Below are 19,741 nucleotides of genomic sequence, written 5' to 3' on the forward strand. Positions count from 1 at the left end.
ACGAGTCCCGCTTATGAATATGCAGACCTCCGCAGTTATGGCGCCCCCTGCCCCGAAGGGCCTGGGTGAAATGCAGCTCCCGCTGGTGATGATGCGAGACATTTTGCTGAAGACGATCTTTCGCAAGAATGCCAGCACCGTGACCGAAGTGGCCGAAGCCGTTTGCCTGCCTGGCTCAGTCACGCAGGAACTGATCGACATTGCCCGTGACCAAAAACTGCTTGAGGCCACAGGCACCCTGAACGCCAATAGTGGCAATGAAATGGGATATCAGCTGACCGACGCCGGCAAGGCCCGTGCGTTGGACGCGCTAAGCCAGTCGGAGTATTTCGGTGCGATGCCCGTACCACTGGATGTGTATCGCGAGCAGGTCAAACGCCAGTCGATCCGCAATATTCAGGTCACGCGAGATCAGCTGATCAACGCGATGGGCCATCTGGTTTTGCCCGACAGCTTGCTGGATCACCTCGGCCCCGCAGTCAGCGCAGGCCGGTCGATACTAATGTATGGCCCTCCTGGGAATGGTAAGTCCTCGATCTCGAACGGTATTCGGGATGCATTGGGTGACAATGTCTATGTCCCCTACGCTATCGAATATGCCGGTCAGGTGATCACCGTTTATGACCCGATCGTACATACCGCGATTGAGCAGGAGCCTGACGACCCCAACAGCCTGCGTCGCCGCAAGAGGTTCGATTCGCGCTATGTTCAGTGCGAGCGCCCAACTGTTGTGACCGGTGGTGAACTGTCGCTCAGCATGCTGGACTTGGTCTACAACCCCACCGCGCGGACTTATCAGGCCCCGCTGCAGCTGAAATCGACCGGTGGAATCTTCATCGTGGACGACCTTGGACGACAGGCTGAACCCCCTCAGGCCCTCGTCAACCGCTGGATTGTTCCGCTGGAAGAGAACAAGGATATCCTCGGTCTGCAATCGGGTGAAAAGTTCGAGGTTCCCTTCGACACGCTGGTCATCTTCTCGACCAACTTCCACCCGAATGAGATCTTCGACCAAGCGGCCCTGCGCCGGATCTTCTTCAAGATCAAGATTGATGGCCCGAACCAAGAGAACTTCCTGAAGATCTTCGCAATGGTCGCCCGCAAACGCGGTATGCCGCTGGATGAGGCCGCGCTGGTTCATCTGTTGAAGGTGAAATACCCGACGATCGACAACATCTATGCGAACTACCAGCCGATCTTCCTGATCGACCAGATGATCTCGATCTGTGAGTTCGAGGGCATTCCGTATCAGATGAGCCCCGACCTAATCGACCGTGCCTGGGCCAACATGTTCGTCAAAGACGAGAAGATCGTCAAATAACGCCGTGCCATTTCCGGGATGACAGGGGTAGTCTGCGCATATGACGCAGATTCCCGCCCGGATCGGCACTTGGTTCAGCACCAAGGGCTGGACCATCCACCCTCATCAGCAGGACATGTTCGACCGGGCACAAGATCCGGCCATTTTGCTGATTGCACCCACGGGTGGCGGCAAAACGATGGCAGGGTTTCTGCCCTCATTGGCGGAGTTGACGGACGGTGCACATGCCGGATTGCATACTATATACGTCTCGCCCCTCAAGGCCCTTGCAGCGGACATCAAACGCAACTTGCGCACGCCCGTGGACGAGATCGGGTTGCCCATCCGCATTGAGGACCGCACAGGCGATACCTCAGCCACGCAGAAAAAACGCCAGCGCGCCGACCCGCCGCATATCCTGCTTACCACGCCCGAGAGTCTGGCGCTTCTGACATCATATGAGGACGCTCCGCGCATGTTTGATGGGGTGCAACGTGTGATCGTCGATGAAATCCACGCTTTGGCTGAAAGCAAACGCGGGGATCAACTGATGTTGGCGCTGGCGCGGCTTCAGACTTTGTGCCCAAACATGCGCCGTGTGGGCTTGTCGGCCACGATCGAGGACCCTCAGGCCATTGCCCGCTTTCTGGCCCGTCACCCCGATCCGTGTCAGATCATTCAAGCCGATCCCGGCCCTGATCCCAACATCGCGATGCTGGAAACTGCCGAGATGCCGCCATGGTCGGGCGGAGGCGCGGCCTATGCGATCCCGGCAGTGCTGGACCAAATCCGCCAACACAAGACGACTCTGATTTTCCACAACACCCGCGCCCAGGCCGAAATTTTCTTTCACAATCTGTGGCTTGCAAACGAGAACAGCCTGCCCATCGGAATCCATCACGGCAGTCTGGATCGCCAACAACGCGAAAGGGTCGAGGCCGCCATGGTCCGAGGTGACCTGCGCGCCATCGTCTGCACCGGCTCTCTCGATTTAGGCATCGACTGGGGCGATGTTGATCTGGTGATCCAGATCGGCGCGCCCAAGAACGTCAAGCGGCTGGTGCAGCGTATCGGACGGGCAAATCACCGCTATAACGCGCCGTCCAAAGCCCTGCTGGTACCTGCCAACAGGTTTGAGGTGGTCGAATGCGTGGCCGCCCTTGAGGCCGCAAAAGCCCATGACCTGGACGGAGAGCCCCGCGGCGTAGGCCCCCGAGACGTGCTGTGCCAACATATCCTGATCGCGGCATCTGCGGGACCGTTCAATGCGGATGCACTGTTTACCGAGATAACCTCGGCCGGGCCGTTTGCACAATTGACGCGACCCGAGTTTGACGATTGTCTCGAATTCTGCGCGACCGGCGGGTATGCCCTGCGGGCCTATGATCGATGGCAAAGGTTACAGCAACGCGCCGACGGTTTGTGGCAGCTAAGGGACCCCCGCGCCGCGGCCCGCATTCGGATGAACCTCGGCACCATTCAGGACAGCGATACCCTGAAAGTCCGCCTGAAACGCAGCAGGGGCGGTAAACCACTGGGCGAGGTTGAGGAGGCCTTTGCAGCCACTCTGACCCCAGGCGACACCTTCCTGATCGGTGGTCAGATCGTGCGTTACGAGGGTCTGAGAGAGCTCGTGGTCGAAGTCAGCCGCCGTGCCGACAAGAAGCCCAAAATCGCCACTTTTGCGGGGACCAAGTTCGCCACCTCAACGCAGCTGAGCGACCGTATCCTGCGCATGTTCGCGCAGACCGACTGGCCTCAACTGCCGCAACACACAGCCGACTGGTTGAAGCTTCAGAGGCATGTTTCTCGCCTGCCCCAACGCAACCGCCTGCTGGTCGAGAGCTTTCCCAGCGACGGGCGCGAGCATATTTGTGTCTATGGCTTCGCTGGACGCAACGCGCAGCAAACCTTGGGCCTGCTCCTCACCAAAAGGATGGAGGAGAGTAGCCTTGCCCCTCTTGGCTTTGTTGCAACCGACTACGCGACCCTGATCTGGGGATTGGACGCAGTAACCGATCCAACACCTCTGTTTCGGATCGATGCGCTGCGCGACGGGTTGGACACATGGCTGGCTGGGAATGCCGTCATGAAGCGCACCTTTCGCGCCTCGGCCACCATCGCGGGCCTGATCGAGCGCAACACAGGCGGGCAACGCAAAAGCGGGCGGCAAGCCACGTTTTCGTCAGATATCCTCTACGATACGCTGCTGAAATACGACCCCGACCACCTTTTGATGCAGATCACCCGTGAAGAAGCCATGCGCGGCCTCGTCGATTTTGGCCGGATCGAGGCAATGATGGAACGGATTGACGACCGGATTGATCTGGTTCGGCTGGACCGCGTGTCACCTCTCGCCGCACCTTTGTTCCTAGAAGTTGGAAAAGTCCCGGTAAAAGGGGCCGGCGAAGAACGTTTGTTGGCGGAGGAAAGTGCGCGATTGCTGCAGGCGGCCGGGCTGGATACGCTCTGATCCACCTTGCGCGGGCGCGCAAAACGCGCGAAGAACGTTCCATGAACAAGGTTGAGTTTTCCTTTGCCGGGCAGCGCCTGAGCGCCCTACCCTCAGGCGCATTGTGGTGGCCTGAGCGGAAATTGCTATGTGTATCCGACCTCCATCTCGGCAAGTCCGAACGTATGGCCCGGCGCAGTGGTGCGATCCTGCCGCCCTATGACAGTCAGGAAACATTGGACAGGCTGGCCAAAGATCTGGAGCGTACGGGCGCCGCAACCGTGATCTGCCTGGGTGACAGTTTTGATGATCTTGACGCCTCCCTGTCCCTGCCCAGCGCCGAGAGGCTGCGCATTGCCACCCTGCAAGCCGGGCGCCGCTGGCTCTGGATCGAGGGCAATCACGACCCCGGCCCGGTGGAGCTTGGCGGTACGCATCTGGCCGAGTGGACTTGCGACACGCTCACCTTTCGCCATATCGCGCAGTCCGGGGCACAAGGTGAGATTTCGGGTCACTATCACCCAAAGGCCACGCTGCGCGCGCGTGGCCGCAGCATTACACGCCCGGCTTTTCTGTTCGATTCAAATCGTCTGATCCTGCCCGCCTTTGGCACCTACACAGGCGGGTTGCGCAGCTCGGATCAGGTTTTGACTGGTCTGATGGGACCGAAGGCATTGGCAATCCTAACGGGCCCTAAACCGCAGATGATCCCAATGCCTCGCTGAGACGAAAGGACGTCGTGTAGCGCCTCAGATCAGGCCGTCCTCTTCCAGCATCGGCCGGTACTTACGGCTGACCGGAACAAGATCGCCATTGACGAGACGCAGGAAGATCTTGCCCTCGGACCGTTCAACACCCGCTACAGCCTCATCGCACACCCAATGCGACCGGTGCGAGCAATGGCCCGTAACAGGCTCCATCTCGTCTATGGCATCGGTAAAGCGAGAGCGGATCGTAAAGGTCCCCTCAGACGTAACGACGTCCACATTGTGGTCTCGCACGGTCAGGCGGTAGAACTCGCCTTGAAAACTCTCGGGCAAACGGCGCGCAAGCCGTGGCATAGGCTTTAGCTCAGGCTCGGCTTCGACCTTGCCATCGTGCCATTCGGCCCGCCGCACCAGCAACAGGCCTGTTGCAAACAATATCCCGTAACTGGCAACAGTCGCCATCTCAGGCGCCATATGACCACCCCAAGTGAACAACAACCATGCCAAAAGCCAAAGGGTCGGAGTGAACATGGTTAGAATCACAACCGCATATGCCAGATCGCGCACGGGCAGCTGCTCCAAAACTTGATGTCGTTCAATCACATTCCGCGCGGCCCAAATGGCGGCCAATGCCAACACCATAACACCAGCCCAAAACAGCAAACGCAGGGAAAAAGACAGCTCCGCGGCCAGAAATGGGGGGAATACGTAGGCAAGTAAGGGCAGGAACACAACGCCCGCCACCACCCTCTGTGGGGTACAATGAGAACGCAATAGCCCGATGTTTAACGTCATACTTACAGAACAACGGCCCAAGACCCAGTCAGGACATCTTGGACGGTCACGATGTTTACTCGGCAACTGACTGGGAAATAACGAATATCATGAATTGAGGTCCTGTAAAACACAATTCATGCATAGGTTTGAGCGCAGGCCGCTGACCCGGCCTGCGTCACGTTAGACTCGGACCGCAAAGCGCGGTCCGACGAAGTCGTGGATCAGGCTGTGAGGCCTTCGGGCTCTGGCAGGCCGTTGGCGCGGCAGCACGCGGTCAGAGTGTTGGCCAGAAGGCAGGCGATGGTCATCGGACCCACGCCACCCGGAACCGGAGTGATCGCGCCCGCGCGCTCCGCCGCGCTGGCGTAGTCGACGTCACCGACCAGCTTGTTCTTACCGTCACGCTCGATGCGGTTGATGCCCACGTCGATCACGGTCGCGCCTTCTTTGATCCAATCGCCCGGAACCATCTCAGGGCGGCCTACAGCGGCGACAACGATGTCAGCGCGGCGTACGACTTCCGGCAAGTCCTTGGTGCGAGAATGCGCGATGGTAACGGTGCAGCTGTCACCCAGCAGCAGTTGCGCCATCGGCTTGCCCACGATGTTCGAGCGGCCAATCACAACCGCATCCATACCCGACAGCGAGCCGTGGTAGTCGCGCAGCATCATCAGGCAGCCCAGAGGGGTGCAGGGAACCATCGACTTTTGACCGGTACCCAGCAGGCCCACATTCGAGATATGGAAGCCATCAACGTCTTTAGCCGGATCGATCGAGTTGATCACCAGGTCTTCGTTCAGATGCTTGGGCAGAGGCAGCTGCACCAGAATACCGTGAACCGCAGGATCGTTGTTCAGCTCGTCGATCAGCGCCAGAAGGTCCTCTTCCGAGGTGTCGGCGTCCAGCTTGTGCTCATAGGAGTTCATGCCGACCTCAACGGTCTGCTTACCCTTTGAGCGCACATAGACCTGGCTTGCAGGGTCTTCGCCCACCAGAACCACAGCCAGACCGGGCGTGATGACGTTTTCTTCTTTCAGCTTTGCAACCTTATCGGCCACTTGCGCACGCACTTTGGCCGCAAAGGCTTTGCCGTCGATAACCTGGGCTACCATCCTGTGATCCCTTCTTTCCAAAAACGGATTGGGCGCAAAGCGCCCGGGTGTTCAGTCAGGGCCAATCACGCGCTCTTCGCGGGCAATCGACCAATCAATTAAAATGCGCCAGAGCTTTTCGGCCAGATCCGGGTCCATCCCCATTTGATCCGAGCTTGCGCGCACACGTTGCACCACCTCTTCGACACGGTCCGGGATTCGGGCCGGAAGGCCTTCGCCTGGCTTCAACTGCGAAGCGCGATCGATATATTCCGCGCGCGTCACCAACATCTCGATCAGTTGGCGGTCCAGCTTGTCGATCTGAACGCGCAAGTCCTGCATCGTCTCACAGTCTTGCGGCGGGGTCAGAGTGGGCATCGTGATCTCCTCATGGCCCGGGGTGTAATCCCCGGACCACGAGATGGTTCAAAAATCGGCTTAGAACAAGCCCTCAATCTGACCTTCTTCGTTGAGACGGATTGTCTCAGCGGCAGGTTTGCGCGGCAGACCCGGCATGGTCATGATCTCACCGCAGACAACCACGATGAAGCCGGCACCTGCGGACAGACGAACTTCACGTACCGGAACCGAGTGGCCGGTGGGTGCGCCACGCAGGGTCGGGTCGGTCGAGAACGAGTATTGGGTTTTCGCCATGCAGACCGGCAGGTTGCCATATCCGGCTGCTTCCCATTCCTTCAGCTGGTTGCGGATCTTGTTGTCTGCCAGAACCTCGTCCGCGCGGTAGATGCGCTTGGCGATGGTTTCGACTTTCTCGAACAGAGGCATGTCGTCGGGGTAGATCGGCGCGAAGTTCGCGGTGCCACCTTCAACGATTTCGACAACTTTCTCGGCCAGAGGCGCTGAGCCTTCGGAGCCCAGCTCCCAGTGACGCGACAGAACCGCCTCAACACCGTGATCGGCGCAGTAGCTCTTTACCGCTTCAACTTCGGCGTCGGTGTCGGTTACGAAGTGGTTGATGGCGACAACAACCGGCACACCGAAGGACTTCACGTTCTCGATGTGGCGGCCCAGGTTGGCACAACCAGACTGAACCGCGTCGACGTTTTCGGCACCCAGATCGGCCTTGGCAACGCCGCCATTCATCTTCATCGCGCGCACGGTGGCAACCAGAACGACGGCCGACGGTGCGATGCCGGCTTTGCGGCACTTGATGTTCATGAATTTCTCGGCACCCAGGTCGGCGCCAAAGCCCGCTTCGGTCACGACATAGTCAGCAACTTTCAGAGCGGTTTTGGTCGCGATGACCGAGTTACAGCCGTGCGCGATATTCGCGAACGGACCGCCGTGGACGAAGGCCGGGTTGTTTTCCAGCGTCTGCACCAGATTCGGCTGCATTGCGTCCTTCAGCAGAACAGTCATTGCGCCTTCTGCTTTGATGTCGCGGCAGTAAACCGGGGTCTTGTCGCGGCGGTAGGCCACGATGATGTCGCCCAGACGCTTTTCCAGGTCTTTCAGGTCGTTTGCAAGGCACAGGATCGCCATAACCTCGGACGCAACGGTGATGTCAAAGCCTGCTTCACGCGGGAAGCCGTTCGACACGCCACCCAACGAGGCCGTGATCTGACGCAGAGCACGGTCGTTCATGTCGACCACACGACGCCATGCAACGCGGCGGACGTCGATCTCAGCTTCGTTGCCCCAGTAGATGTGGTTGTCGATCATAGCCGACAGCAGCGAGTGCGCCGAAGTGATCGCGTGGAAGTCACCTGTGAAGTGCAGGTTCATCTCTTCCATCGGAACAACCTGAGCGTAACCGCCACCTGCAGCGCCGCCCTTCATGCCGAAGTTCGGGCCAAGCGAAGCTTCACGGATACAGATCATCGCGTTTTTGCCGATGCGGTTCAGGCCATCGCCCAGACCCACGGTGGTGGTGGTCTTGCCTTCACCCGCAGGGGTCGGGTTGATCGCGGTGACCAGGATCAGCTTGCCATCTTCGCGGTCCTGGACCGAGTTGATGAAGTCCTGGCTGACCTTCGCTTTGTCGTGGCCGTAAGGCAGCAGATCGGCAGATTCGATACCGATCTTTGCGCCGATTTCCTGAATCGGCTTCTTGTTCGCTTCGCGAGCGATTTCGATGTCAGATTTGTAGCTCATTGGGCAGGGTCCCTGATTGAATGCCGTGCAAAACCGACGCGGCGCGTCGGTGCTGTCAAACCCATACAGTTGCATACCCAAGCAGTGGCTAAGGATTCCGACATATTCGTGCCGCGAAACGGCGTCGCCCAATTTCAAGCGTTTCCAATCGGAAACGAATGAGTGCTATGGCTGCCAGAGCGGCTGATCGGGAACAAACAGCTGCAGACGATCACCGATTTGCAGGGCTCCGGGCCGTTCGACCCAGCCAGTGACCCCTCGCCGCCCCTGCGCGGCCGGTTTGAAGGCGGCACCGTAGCCGCTGTGATCCGCTTCGATCTCACGTCCGGGCAGGACACAAGGTGCGTTTTCCATATCGGCTGTGATCGTCAAACCCGCCTCGGCGCGCAGGCGCGAAGACGGCGGGATATGAGAAAAATCAGGGATGCCCTTCAACACGATCGAGGCCCCCAGATATGACGGATCAAGCTTGTCCATCTCCATCGCGGCGGCAATCTCGGACAGTTCCTCGGCTGATAGAATCGACACCTGTCGGACATTCCGAATCTCGGTTCCTTTCGGATAGACATTGCTGACACGCACGCATGAAGCACGGTTGAGCCCCTCGTGCCGTTCGCCCTGCACCCCGTCAAAGCCAAACTCTAACGTCTCAACGGGCTGAGCGCGCAGCGACTGACCGGCCGGGACGCGCCCTAACCAGACGACCTCGGCAGAGTATTCGGTTTCACGCAGAAACGGCATGGGGTTTTCCTTCTTCATCCATTTGCCCGCATAATGACGAGCAGTTGGCGGATGAAAAGAAAAAACCCGAGGTTTGGACCTCGGGTTTTCGTGTCTATGCGGTTGGCTCCGGTTCCATCCCACCTTCGGGCGGAGACTTCTTGGGCTTGGTCTTTGGAATGGCCGTGACGCTGGGCGCGCTGCCCTGATCCGGACTGTCGCCTTCGTCATCGCCTTCGGTCGGTGCATCGCCATTCATGACGCGCTTGATCTCGTCGCCGGTGAGGGTCTCGTATTCCAGCAAACCTTGCGCCAGGCGCTCCCATTCCTCATTCTTGTCTGTCAGAATCTGGTGCGCGCGCTCATAGCCCTGCTGGATCAGACGCTTCACCTCTTCCTCGATCAGCTCTTTGGTATGGGCCGAGACCGAGAACCCAGCGGTGTTGCCCGAATAGCCTTCATGGGCTTCGGCGTAGTCGATATTGCCGACCTTGTCCGACATACCCCAGCGCATCACCATGGCGCGCGCCAGTTGGCTGGCCTGCATGATGTCACCCGCCGGGCCGTTCGAGACATGGTCTTCACCGTATTTGATGACTTCGGCCGCCTTGCCCGCCATGGTCATGGCCAGCTTCTGCTCACATTCATCACGGTGATAGTTGAGACGATCCATTTCAGGCAGCGAGACTACCATGCCCAGCGCGCCACCACGAGGAATGATCGTTGCCTTGTAAACCGGGTCGCACATTGGCAGTTCCAAACCAACAACGGCATGGCCAGCCTCGTGATACGCGGTCTTTTCCTTTTGATCCTGTGTCAGCACCATCGAGCGGCGCTCAGCCCCCATCATCACCTTGTCCTTGGCGTTCTCGAAGTCTTCCATGGTGACAAAGCGACGACCTACGCGCGCGGCCATCAGCGCGGCTTCGTTCACGAGGTTCGCCAGATCGGCACCCGAAAAGCCCGGAGTACCGCGCGCGATGATGCGCAGGTCTACATCAGGACCCAGAGGCGTCTTGCGCGCGTGCACGCCCAAGATCTTCTCACGGCCTTTGATGTCGGGGTTCCCAACAGTAACGTTCCGGTCGAAACGGCCGGGACGTAGCAGAGCCGGGTCCAGAACGTCTTTACGGTTGGTCGCGGCCAGAATGATCACACCTTCGTTGGCCTCAAACCCGTCCATCTCGACCAGCAATTGGTTGAGGGTCTGTTCACGCTCATCGTTACCACCGCCATAGCCGGCACCACGATGGCGACCCACGGCGTCGATTTCGTCGATAAACACGATACAAGGCGCGTTCTTCTTGGCCTGTTCGAACATGTCGCGGACACGGCTCGCACCGACACCCACGAACATTTCAACGAAGTCAGAGCCTGAGATGGTGAAGAACGGCACGCCCGCCTCACCCGCAATCGCGCGGGCCAGCAGCGTTTTACCAGTCCCCGGAGGGCCAACCAGCAACGCACCTTTCGGGATCTTGCCACCCAGACGGCTGAATTTCTGCGGGTTGCGCAGGAATTCAACGATCTCTTCCAGCTCTTCCTTGGCTTCGTCGATTCCTGCCACGTCATCAAAGGTCACGCGGCCGTGCTTTTCGGTCAGCATTTTGGCCTTGGACTTGCCAAAGCCCATCGCACCACCTTTGCCGCCGCCCTGCATCCGGTTCATGAAGTAGACCCAAACGCCGATCAGCAGCAGGAAGGGCAGCAGAGTGATCAGGAACGATTGGAAGCCCGATTGCTGCTGCTTGACCGCTTCGACCGGAATCTGTTCGTCGATCAGCAGCTTCGTCACCTCGGCATCACCGGGTTTGATCGTGGTGTAATTCGCGCCGCTTTGTGTGGTGTAGCGAATTTGCTCACCATCCAGCGTGACGTTCTTGACCTCACCGCTTTGAACGGCGCTGACAAAGTCGGAATAGGTGCGTTCATTGCCCTGAAGTGTCCCGCCCGGTCCGCTGAACAGGTTGAACAGTGCAAGGATCAGCAGGAACAGAACGACCCAGAAGGCGATATTACGAGCGTTGCCCAAGGAAATTCTCCTAAAAGATTTCGGCAGACAAGGACCTGCCGGGTTGCTTCTTAAAATAGAGAGGATTGGCTGAGGTTCAATGCGATAAAAAAGATGCGTGAAACTCAGGCCAATCAGGGGCCAGATCAGCGCGCCAGCCATTGGCGAATCCGGCCAGGGGTGCGGCCTCAAGAATGTCGCCCCTCCAAACCGCTGGGGACGCTTGCAAAGCAAGCCGTGGACGCCCGGTGGCGCGCCAGTCGGGCAACATCTGCAAGCCGTTTTCACCAAGTGCCCGAATCTCAGCGCCCGGAATATCGGGGCCGGACAGCACCCATCGCGCGTCCCATGTATCCGAGATTTTCGCGGTCCGGCCGTCAACCGCGTTGAATTCTCTGCAGATCCACTGTTTTTCTGCCTGAGAAAACAGCAAACAGCCCCCAATTGCACCAGAATCTCCGTTCAGAATGGCCTGCAACGCATGATCCACGGTCGATTGGCGCGGCGGGTAGCCAGGGCCCGCGATCCATGAAACCGAGCCAACCAGAACCCTGCGGCGGATTTCTAACGGCAGCGCGGCGAAGCTCTCACGATCCAGTACAACGGCCCCAGCATCGACGGTAGCAACCCGTTGGGCGGAGTCCTGCGCATAGCGTTCCAGCGCCTCACGCGCTTGTGTGAGGTTGTCGGCGACCCGCGTCAGGGTTTCGGCGGAAATACCAAGCGGCTTTAGATCAGACACGGCTTGCCGCGCCTTGATCCGATCAAAGCGGGTGTCCTGATTCGAGGGGTCCTCGACCCACTGCGCGCCGATCTCGGTCAAATAGGCCCGCAGCCTGTCTCGAGTGATCCCCAGCATAGGGCGCAACAGGTCGATCCCATCGTGGGTTCGACTGCTTGGCATACCCGACAGTCCCGTCACACCGGCCGAACGGGCCAGTCGCATAAGAAGTGTTTCGGCCTGATCATCCGCCGTATGGCCCAATGCAATGGCGCTGATGTTGTTGCTCTTCGCCCACTCGGTCAGCAAGGCATACCGCGCCTGCCGGGCCTGATCCTGCAGATTGCCTAAGCCATTCCACCCCTGCCACTGCAAAATTTCGTGGGGGATACCCAACGCGGCCGCCTGCTTTGCAACCGTTCGGGCCTCATCCACCGACTCGGCGCGCAAACCGTGGTCGACCGTGGCGGCGAATAGTTCCACCCCTTCGTCAGGGGCAATACGGTGCAAGAGGTGCATCAGGGCAACCGAGTCCCCTCCGCCCGAGACCGCAATGCCCAGACGCCCAGGCAACCGTTCAGGCAACCGGGCGCGCAGGTCAGATGTCAGTGTGTCGAGTGGCAGGGTCAAGAACACCCCAGTGAGGCCATTTCCTGCACAGCACTGGTGGCCTGCCCTGAGGACGGGAAGCGAACACCAACCTCGGACAAGGTGATACAGGCTTGATCGGTCTGTCCCAAACGGCCCAAAGCTGCGCCAAGTTCAAACAGAGCGTCGGGGGCCACAGCGCCTTCGGAATCTCCGGTGAAGCTGGCGAGGAATGCACGTGCGGCCTCGCGCGTATCCCCGAGCCCTTCGAGCGCTTTGCCACGGTTCAAATGCGCCTCGGGCGCAAGCGGGCTACCGGGATAAGAGGTGTCAAATTGCGCGAACATCGTGGCAGCTGTCTGGAAGTCACCATCGGCCAGCGCCTGCGACGCATCGTCGAAATCCGCTCGCTCGCCAACGGCCAGCTCGCCCTGGTCCGACGTGTTCGGCTCCGTCGGCGCGGGTGTTACCGCAGCGGTGGATTCCCCTTCACCACCCAAAGTCGAGGTCTCACCCAGTGTCGATAGATCGCCGCCTTCCAGCTCAACCAGACGGAACTCAAGATCACCGATCCGGTTGGTGCCGTCGGTCACGATGTTCTGGACACGCTGGTTCAGTTGCTCGGTCTGACGGGTCAGGCGCTGCAGCTCGGCCTCTATCGCATCGACCCGTTCAAGGATCGAGCTTCCGGACAGGTTCGGCGCGGGAGAGCCGGTGGTCGAAAACTCACGCTTAAGGCGCTGTATCTCGACATGAAGCACCGTCAGCTCCTGCCGGATATCCGCCAGGGTCTGCTGATCCTGTGCTTGCGCCACGCCCGCTGTTGCCACAACTGCGGCCAGAACACATCCTGCAACTCTCATCGTCTTACCCCAAGGTTGAACCGGTCAGCACCGTCACCGCACGGCGGTTTTTGGAATAGCAGTCCTCGGTGCTGCAAATCTCGATCGGGCGTTCCTTGCCAAAGCTGACGGTCGTCAGACGGTTGCCCGCCACGCCACGCGAAATCAGGTATTCGCGCGCCGCATTAGCCCGACGTGCGCCCAGCGCAAGGTTGTACTCCCGCGTGCCCTGCTCATCCGCGTGACCTTCGATGGTTGCCACGTAATCCGGGTTGGCCAGCAACCATTCCGCCTGCCCTTGCAGAACCGTCTGCGCCTGCGGCGATAGAGTGGACTGATCGACCGCGAACAAAACACGATCCCCGACCGTCTGCTGGAAATACGCGGGCGAGCGCGGATCACTAGGAGAACCCGCGACGATCGAGCCGCTACCACCTGCGCCGCTGCCACCCAAAGCCGAAGGATCATTGTTGGTACAAGCCGCGACCACGCTCAGCGCGCCCAAGGCCAGGATTTTGCCCAATACGTTCATCTCAAGTGCCTCGTTGTTTTGTTTGTTGCCGCCTGTCTATCACAGCGACTGTTTCTTGTGAACTTTGCCGCGCCATGGCGGCGATCAATTCTGTAGTGGTCCCCAGGACGGGTCGCTGCCGCCATCCGGCGTCCGCACGGGGCGCAGGTTCCGACCCGAGATATCCACGGAATAGAGCGTCGCACGACCACTTGCGCCCTGTGTTTCGCGGGTGAACATGATGACGCGGCCGTTTGGCGACCAGGTCGGGCCTTCGTCTAGGAAGGACGATGTCAGCAGGCGTTCCTCGCTGCCATCGGTGCGCATCACGCCGATGTGGAAGCGGCCTTTGTTCTGCTTGGTGAAGGCAATCAGATCGCCACGCGGCGACCAGACCGGCGTACCATACCGCCCCTGACCAAAGCTGATCCGTGTCGCTTCCCCCCCGTTTGCCGCCATCACATAAAGCTGCGGCGTACCCGAGCGGTCGCTTTCAAACACAATCTGGCTACCATCCGGCGAATAGCTGGGCGCGGTTTCGATCGCAGGCGTGTTGGTCAGGCGGGTACTCTGACCCGAGGCCAGATCCATCCGCCACAGATCGGTATTGCCACCCTGAATCAGCGAATACACAATCGACTGCCCGTCCGGCGAAAAGCGCGGAGAAAAGCTCATGGTGCCGTCCTGCGTTTGCAGCTCGCGCCGCTGGACACGGCCGACATCAAGTATGTAAATCCGCGGACTGCCGCTTTCGTAGCTGGTATAGAGCAGTTGCTCGCCAGTCGGCGAAAAGCGCGGGGCCAGAACGATGGCCGCGCTATCCGTCATGTACTGAACATTGGCCCCGTCATAATCCATGATCGCTAGACGCTTGAGGCGCTGGTTCTTTGGGCCACTTTCCGACACAAAAGCAACGCGGCTATCGAAATAGGCGCCCTCGCCCGTAATCCGGCTGTAGACCTGATCAGCAACCTTGTGCGCCATGCGTCGCCAGCCATCCGTGGTGCCCGCCAACTGCAGACCGTTCCCAAGCTCCTGCCCCGAAAACACATCCCAGACCCGGAACCGAACCGTCAGCCGCTTGCCCGAAACATTCACCGCCCCTGTCACCAAAGCCTGCGCGTTGATCGCTTTCCAATCGGCAAACTGGACCGGCGCGTCAAAGCTGCTGACCCGGCTGATGAACGCGTCCGATGAGATTTCGCGGAACAACCCCGTTCCGGTCAGATCCGCCGCAACGACACGCGAGATATCGTTGGCGAACTGCGTCGCTGCCGGGCCGTCGGGTACGAAGTTGGGAACCGCAAAGGGCATCGGCTCGATGATGCCTTCGTCGATTTCCAACCGCAGGGGGCTGTTCTGAGCGTAAACCGGAGCTGACACCAAGGTCAGCCCAAGAAAGAGGCTGGTCAGAAGTTTCATCATTTGATCCGCATCCTCTCGGGATTGAATGTAATCTCAATATCCTGCCAGTGATCGTATTTGTCAGCAGGCAGATCATATCCACGCGCGCCACAGCGCAAAATTGCGCGTCGGGCCGCCTGATAGGCTTGATTTTCGGCACCCGAAGCACCGCCAGAGCTATTCAGCAAGCGAATGCTCTCGCTGATAATCGTGCCATCTCGATTGAGCGAGAACGCAACCGTCACCACCACGTTCAGCGCATCGGTCGACAGTGATCCGACATTCCAGCACCGCGACACTGCAACGCGCATCGCGTCCTTTTCACCGCTGGTGAGCGGCGGGCCGGAGGGTTCCGTTCCACCCGCCAAGGCTTCGGACAACGCGTCATTGATGGCGTCACTATTGTCCGGCGCAGGCGTTGGCGTTGGGGTTTCCGGGGCCGGTTCCGGAGTTTCCGCAACCTCAGGCGCGGGTTCAGGACGGTTGGGCCGCACACGCGGGCGCGGAGAGGTCAGAGGCGCTGGCTCGTCGGTCTCTTCGGCCTCGGTCACAATCTCGGGCGCGGCTTCTTCAGGGGCCGTCTGATCCTGTTGCTCTTGTTGCGTCTCAGCGCCTTCGTCCAGTGAAACCGGGGGCGTTTGCACCTCATCCGGCTCTGCCTCGGGCGGAGGCGGCGCGATAGCCTCGGGGGCAACACGCTCGGCTGGGCTGGGTTGCGCTTCAGGTCCCGGCGGCACCGGCAAGGCGGCCGTTTCCGGTTCCGTCAATGTCGGAGGTTCTTCGGGTAGCTCAGGCTCGGGCGGAACCTCGACCGTTTCGGGGACAATCTCGGGCTCCGGCTCTGCGGGCGTCACCGGTTCAGGACGTGGTTGTTCTTCCGGTGTCACCTCGGGGGTGCTGACCTCAGGTTCCGGCGCGTCGGGTTGTTCCAGAGTACCCGGAGACTCCGGCAGCTCAGGCGCGTCGCGTTGCGCCGTGAGCGCTGCGAATTGCTCAGCCGAAATCACGGAAACATCCTGCACTTGTGTCGGCAGCGGCTCGGACCGGAAGGTGCCGCCGAACAACGCCCAACCGATCAGGCTGACATGCGCAATCGCTGAAATCTTGGTGCCGGTATCCACCGCGCGACCCCACCTTTACCCATCGTCCAGCGTCGGCCCGCCGGTATCCGTCACCAGACCCACATTCGAAAACCCGCCCGCATTCAGCGCGCCCATCACCTGCATCACTTGCGCATAGGGAATTGCCCCATCGGCCCGCAGGAAGACACGGTCACTGCTGCGCTCTGCCGCGATGGCGCGCAGCCGCCCAATCAGTTCGTCGCGCGCGATATCCGTGGTCTGGATCTGAATACGACCATCGGCGGTCAGCGTAACGGTCAGCGGTTCCTCACTATCGCCGGGCAAGGCGCTTGCGGCAGTCTTGGGCAGATCAACCGGCACACCAACTGTCAGCAAAGGCGCTGCGACCATGAAGATGATCAACAGCACCAGCATGACGTCGACAAACGGCGTGACGTTGATCTCAGCCATCGGCTGGGCGCGACCGCGCCGGCGTCCGCGCCTACGTCCGTTCCCGCCCGAGCTTTGCTGAACCGCTGCCCCCATGGTTAGCTGTCCAACTGGCGCGACAGGATGGTGGCGAACTCATCGGCAAAGGCCTCATACCCTCCGACAATCCGGTCACTATCCGCGCTAAGCTTGTTGTAGAAAATCACCGCCGGGATCGCGGCCAGCAGGCCAAGACCGGTTGCCAGCAGTGCCTCGGCAATGCCGGGGGCCACAACGGCGAGGTTCGTATTCTGCTGCTCGGCAATCTCGATAAAGGCGTTCATGATGCCCCAGACCGTACCGAACAGACCAATGAACGGAGCGGTTGAGCCGACAGTCGCCAGGATCGGCAGACCTTTCTGCAGCGTCTCCGCCTCCTTCGCGATGGCCACATCCATGGACCGGTCGATACGAGCCGTCGCCCCGGCGATCAAACCGCCATCCGTTCGGTGCGACCTGCGCCATTCGATCATGCCCGCCGCAAATATCTTCTCGGAACTGCCATCGGGCTGCGAGCCGATCTGCTCAAACAGCTCATCCAGCGGGTTCCCAGACCAAAAGCTCTCATCAAACTTCTGCGCTTCACGTCGGGCCGCACGGTAATTGATGAGTTTCTGGATGATGATGCCCCAAGACCAGATCGACGCCGCGATCAGCATTAGCATCACCAATTTTACGATAAAGGTCGCGCGGGCATACAGCCCCCACATGGAGAAATCGATCTCCTGCGCCAGCGTCAGCGTTTCAGCTTCCATGAACCTGCTCTTTTTTGCCTGATGGCCGTTTGTTTGGCCTTGTTTTGCCAAACGCTAACGCAGTTGGGGTTGAAAAGCCAACAGAACCACCCCCGGCTGCGAAAATGTTACATCAATGCGCGAATCTCTGCCGGAAGGCGGATTGGTTTGCCGTCTTTGTTGATGCACACCGCTGTAACCGAGGCACGAAAAATATCGGTCTCACCCCGTTTCACCAGTTGCGCCATGGTCAGGCGCACGCCGGAAATCTCGGTTACTTCTGTTTCGACAATCAACTCGTCATCAAACTTGGCGGGCGACAGGTAGTCCGCCTCGACTCGCCGTACGACCCAAACGATCCCGTCATCCCGCATGGCGTTCTGGTCATTGCCCAAACGGCGCACCCAGTCCGAGCGCGCCCGTTCGATGTAGCGCAGGTAGTTCGCGTGATAGACAACACCGCCCATGTCGGTGTCCTCATAGTAAACTCGAACCGGAAAGATGTGCTTCATTGCGGAGGCTCCAACCGGGCAAACAGGCGCAACGCGTGCGAGGTATCTTGCGCAGCCCCCGGCAAGATCGGATCGTAAGCGGCCCGGATCAGGCCTGCAATATCCGGGCGCAGGATCGTCGCCTCACCCGCCACAGCCAGAGGCGATTGTTTTCGGAACGCCTTATCCGACCAGAGCAGAATGGTCTGTACCACTTGACTGAGTGCCAGAGTCTCGGCCGGGACTTTAGACAGCTCCTTGTCCATACGCAGGAACACAAAGGCTGCGCGGATCGCGCCATCTTCTTCGAACCGGAAGATGCGGTACTGATTGGCATCCGCTGCCACCAGACGCTCAACCAAAGGTGCCAGATCGGGGATAAGGCGGTCCAGATCCGGAACCTCTAGCAATTCCAGCCAGTCGCGGAAGAAAAAGACCATGCAATTGGCGCCCAGCTCTGGGTCCGTTTCGGCCATCTTGTGACCGGCCAGTGTCACCACGGCCTCGAACGCGCCCTTGACGGTAGCCAGCGTCTCATCCTCGACACCGAAAACGATCGGCACGATGGGGCGACCCCACCGCGCAAACAGGAACTCTCCGCTCTCGCGCTTAAACAGCGCCTCGATCTCTTCCGGTGTCACGCCCAGCCTTTCATCATTTTAACAATGCTCTCACCGAAGGCTTAAAATTTCTGGGTGATGCCTTCAACCAAACAGATCACTCTGACCTTTTGGTGCCGCCATGCCCAAATGCGTCCACGCCTTCTGCGCCAACATCCGCCCGCGCGGCGTGCGTTGGATCAGTCCCTGCTGCAGCAAATAGGGCTCGATCACTTCCTCAAGCGAGTCGCGACTTTCCGATAAGGCCGCCGACATCGTCTCAATCCCAACCGGACCACCGCCATAGTTCTCAGCGACCAGTTTCAGATACCGACGGTCCGCGCCGTCCAACCCGAGATGATCCACACCCAAGCGAGTCAGCGCCCCATCGGCCAATTCGCGCGTAATCCGCCCGTCACCCTCGACGATGGCAAAATCCACCACGCGCCGCAGCAAACGGCCTGCGATCCGAGGCGTCCCTCGCGACCTGCGCGCAATTTCACGCGCGCCGTCGTCGTCTGCTGGCGCACCAAGTTTGCGTGCGTTGCGGGTGACGATCTCGTGCAACTCATCGACTGTGTAGAACTGCAACCGGGTCGGGATACCAAAACGGTCGCGCAGCGGCGTGGTCAGCAGACCCATCCGCGTGGTGGCTCCAACCAACGTAAACGGCTGCAATTCAATCCGAACGGTCCGCGCTGCTGGACCTTCACCAATGACCAGATCGAGTTCGAAATCCTCCATCGCAGGATAGAGAACTTCCTCAACCGCCGGGTTCAAGCGATGGATTTCGTCGATAAACAACACATCGCGCGCTTCCAGATTGGTCAGGATCGCGGCCAGGTCGCCCGCCTTAGCCAGAACCGGACCAGAGGTCATACGGAAATTCACGCCCAACTCGCGCGCCATGATCTGCGCCAACGTGGTTTTCCCCAAACCCGGCGGACCATGGAACAGCGTATGATCCATCGCCTCGCCGCGCTGCTTGGCGGATTGGATGAAGATGCGCAGGTTTGCACGCGCCTCGGCCTGACCGATGAATTCGTCCAGCCCCTGCGGACGGAGGGCGCGGTCATTGTCTTCGGGCAGAGGGTCAGGCCGCAGCGTGGGATCGGCGTCTACCATTCA

The 19,741-nt window shown here is 59.7% G+C and carries 19 protein-coding genes; 3 read left to right on the forward strand and 16 right to left on the reverse strand.

Going from position 1 to position 19,741, the window contains the following annotated elements:
- The first annotated feature begins 13 nt into the window (after positions 1-13).
- The 3 genes from ACR0J4_RS05200 to pdeM are packed head-to-tail and all read left to right on the forward strand — an operon-like array spanning position 14 to position 4,477.
- Positions 14-1,321, forward strand: a complete 1,308-nt coding sequence (locus ACR0J4_RS05200; RefSeq protein WP_170640391.1) for an ATPase — start codon at positions 14-16, stop codon at positions 1,319-1,321.
- Between the two features lie 40 nt (positions 1,322-1,361).
- Positions 1,362-3,773: a ligase-associated DNA damage response DEXH box helicase gene (locus ACR0J4_RS05205; RefSeq protein WP_170640393.1), complete on the forward strand. Its 2,412-nt coding sequence runs from the start codon at positions 1,362-1,364 to the stop codon at positions 3,771-3,773.
- A 41-nt stretch (positions 3,774-3,814) separates the two neighbouring features.
- Positions 3,815-4,477, forward strand: a complete 663-nt coding sequence (gene pdeM, locus ACR0J4_RS05210; RefSeq protein WP_170640395.1) for a ligase-associated DNA damage response endonuclease PdeM — start codon at positions 3,815-3,817, stop codon at positions 4,475-4,477.
- A gap of 24 nt (positions 4,478-4,501) precedes the next feature.
- Here the strand turns inward: pdeM and ACR0J4_RS05215 are convergent, their stop codons facing one another.
- From ACR0J4_RS05215 to ruvB, 16 genes are all read right to left on the reverse strand, one after another.
- Positions 4,502-5,254 (reverse strand): LytTR family DNA-binding domain-containing protein, encoded by a 753-nt coding sequence (locus ACR0J4_RS05215; protein ID WP_170554686.1) that lies wholly within the window; start codon positions 5,252-5,254, stop codon positions 4,502-4,504.
- A 203-nt stretch (positions 5,255-5,457) separates the two neighbouring features.
- Positions 5,458-6,348, reverse strand: a complete 891-nt coding sequence (folD, locus tag ACR0J4_RS05220; protein ID WP_170640398.1) for a bifunctional methylenetetrahydrofolate dehydrogenase/methenyltetrahydrofolate cyclohydrolase FolD — start codon at positions 6,346-6,348, stop codon at positions 5,458-5,460.
- 51 nt (positions 6,349-6,399) lie between these two features.
- Positions 6,400-6,705, reverse strand: coding sequence for a chorismate mutase (locus ACR0J4_RS05225; RefSeq protein ID WP_170640400.1), 306 nt, complete (start codon positions 6,703-6,705; stop codon positions 6,400-6,402).
- Between the two features lie 60 nt (positions 6,706-6,765).
- Positions 6,766-8,442, reverse strand: coding sequence for a formate--tetrahydrofolate ligase (locus ACR0J4_RS05230; RefSeq protein ID WP_170471992.1), 1,677 nt, complete (start codon positions 8,440-8,442; stop codon positions 6,766-6,768).
- A gap of 165 nt (positions 8,443-8,607) precedes the next feature.
- A complete protein-coding gene (locus ACR0J4_RS05235) occupies positions 8,608-9,183 on the reverse strand; it encodes an MOSC domain-containing protein (RefSeq protein WP_170640690.1) in 576 nt (191 codons plus the stop codon).
- 94 nt (positions 9,184-9,277) lie between these two features.
- Entirely contained in the window at positions 9,278-11,194 is a 1,917-nt protein-coding gene (gene ftsH / locus ACR0J4_RS05240; RefSeq protein ID WP_170377815.1) for an ATP-dependent zinc metalloprotease FtsH, read from the reverse strand.
- Positions 11,195-11,270: 76 nt separating this feature from the next.
- Positions 11,271-12,530 (reverse strand): tRNA lysidine(34) synthetase TilS, encoded by a 1,260-nt coding sequence (gene tilS, locus ACR0J4_RS05245; RefSeq protein ID WP_480668316.1) that lies wholly within the window; start codon positions 12,528-12,530, stop codon positions 11,271-11,273.
- A complete protein-coding gene (gene ybgF / locus ACR0J4_RS05250; protein WP_170640404.1) occupies positions 12,521-13,345 on the reverse strand; it encodes a tol-pal system protein YbgF in 825 nt (274 codons plus the stop codon). Before ybgF ends, tilS begins: the two co-directional genes overlap by 10 nt.
- A 4-nt stretch (positions 13,346-13,349) precedes the next feature.
- The gene (pal, locus tag ACR0J4_RS05255; RefSeq protein ID WP_170462258.1) at positions 13,350-13,856 is read right to left on the reverse strand and encodes a peptidoglycan-associated lipoprotein Pal; all 507 of its coding nucleotides are present in this window, start codon (positions 13,854-13,856) and stop codon (positions 13,350-13,352) included.
- An 84-nt stretch (positions 13,857-13,940) separates the two neighbouring features.
- Positions 13,941-15,260, reverse strand: coding sequence for a Tol-Pal system beta propeller repeat protein TolB (gene tolB, locus ACR0J4_RS05260; RefSeq protein WP_170640406.1), 1,320 nt, complete (start codon positions 15,258-15,260; stop codon positions 13,941-13,943).
- Positions 15,257-16,360, reverse strand: a complete 1,104-nt coding sequence (locus tag ACR0J4_RS05265; RefSeq protein ID WP_170640408.1) for an energy transducer TonB — start codon at positions 16,358-16,360, stop codon at positions 15,257-15,259. The genes tolB and ACR0J4_RS05265 overlap by 4 nt, the downstream gene beginning before the upstream one ends.
- Positions 16,361-16,375: 15 nt before the next feature.
- On the reverse strand, positions 16,376-16,846 hold the full coding sequence (gene tolR, locus ACR0J4_RS05270) for a protein TolR (protein WP_170462265.1): 471 nt from the start codon (positions 16,844-16,846) through the stop codon (positions 16,376-16,378).
- 2 nt (positions 16,847-16,848) lie between these two features.
- On the reverse strand, positions 16,849-17,544 hold the full coding sequence (gene tolQ / locus ACR0J4_RS05275; protein ID WP_170554704.1) for a protein TolQ: 696 nt from the start codon (positions 17,542-17,544) through the stop codon (positions 16,849-16,851).
- A 107-nt stretch (positions 17,545-17,651) separates the two neighbouring features.
- Entirely contained in the window at positions 17,652-18,035 is a 384-nt protein-coding gene (gene ybgC, locus ACR0J4_RS05280; protein ID WP_170554706.1) for a tol-pal system-associated acyl-CoA thioesterase, read from the reverse strand.
- Positions 18,032-18,655, reverse strand: a complete 624-nt coding sequence (locus tag ACR0J4_RS05285) for a hypothetical protein (protein WP_170640410.1) — start codon at positions 18,653-18,655, stop codon at positions 18,032-18,034. Before ACR0J4_RS05285 ends, ybgC begins: the two co-directional genes overlap by 4 nt.
- A 63-nt stretch (positions 18,656-18,718) precedes the next feature.
- A complete protein-coding gene (ruvB, locus tag ACR0J4_RS05290) occupies positions 18,719-19,738 on the reverse strand; it encodes a Holliday junction branch migration DNA helicase RuvB (protein ID WP_170462271.1) in 1,020 nt (339 codons plus the stop codon).
- Between the last annotated feature and the right edge of the window lie 3 nt (positions 19,739-19,741).

This window comes from Ruegeria sp. B10 (genome assembly GCF_056539825.1).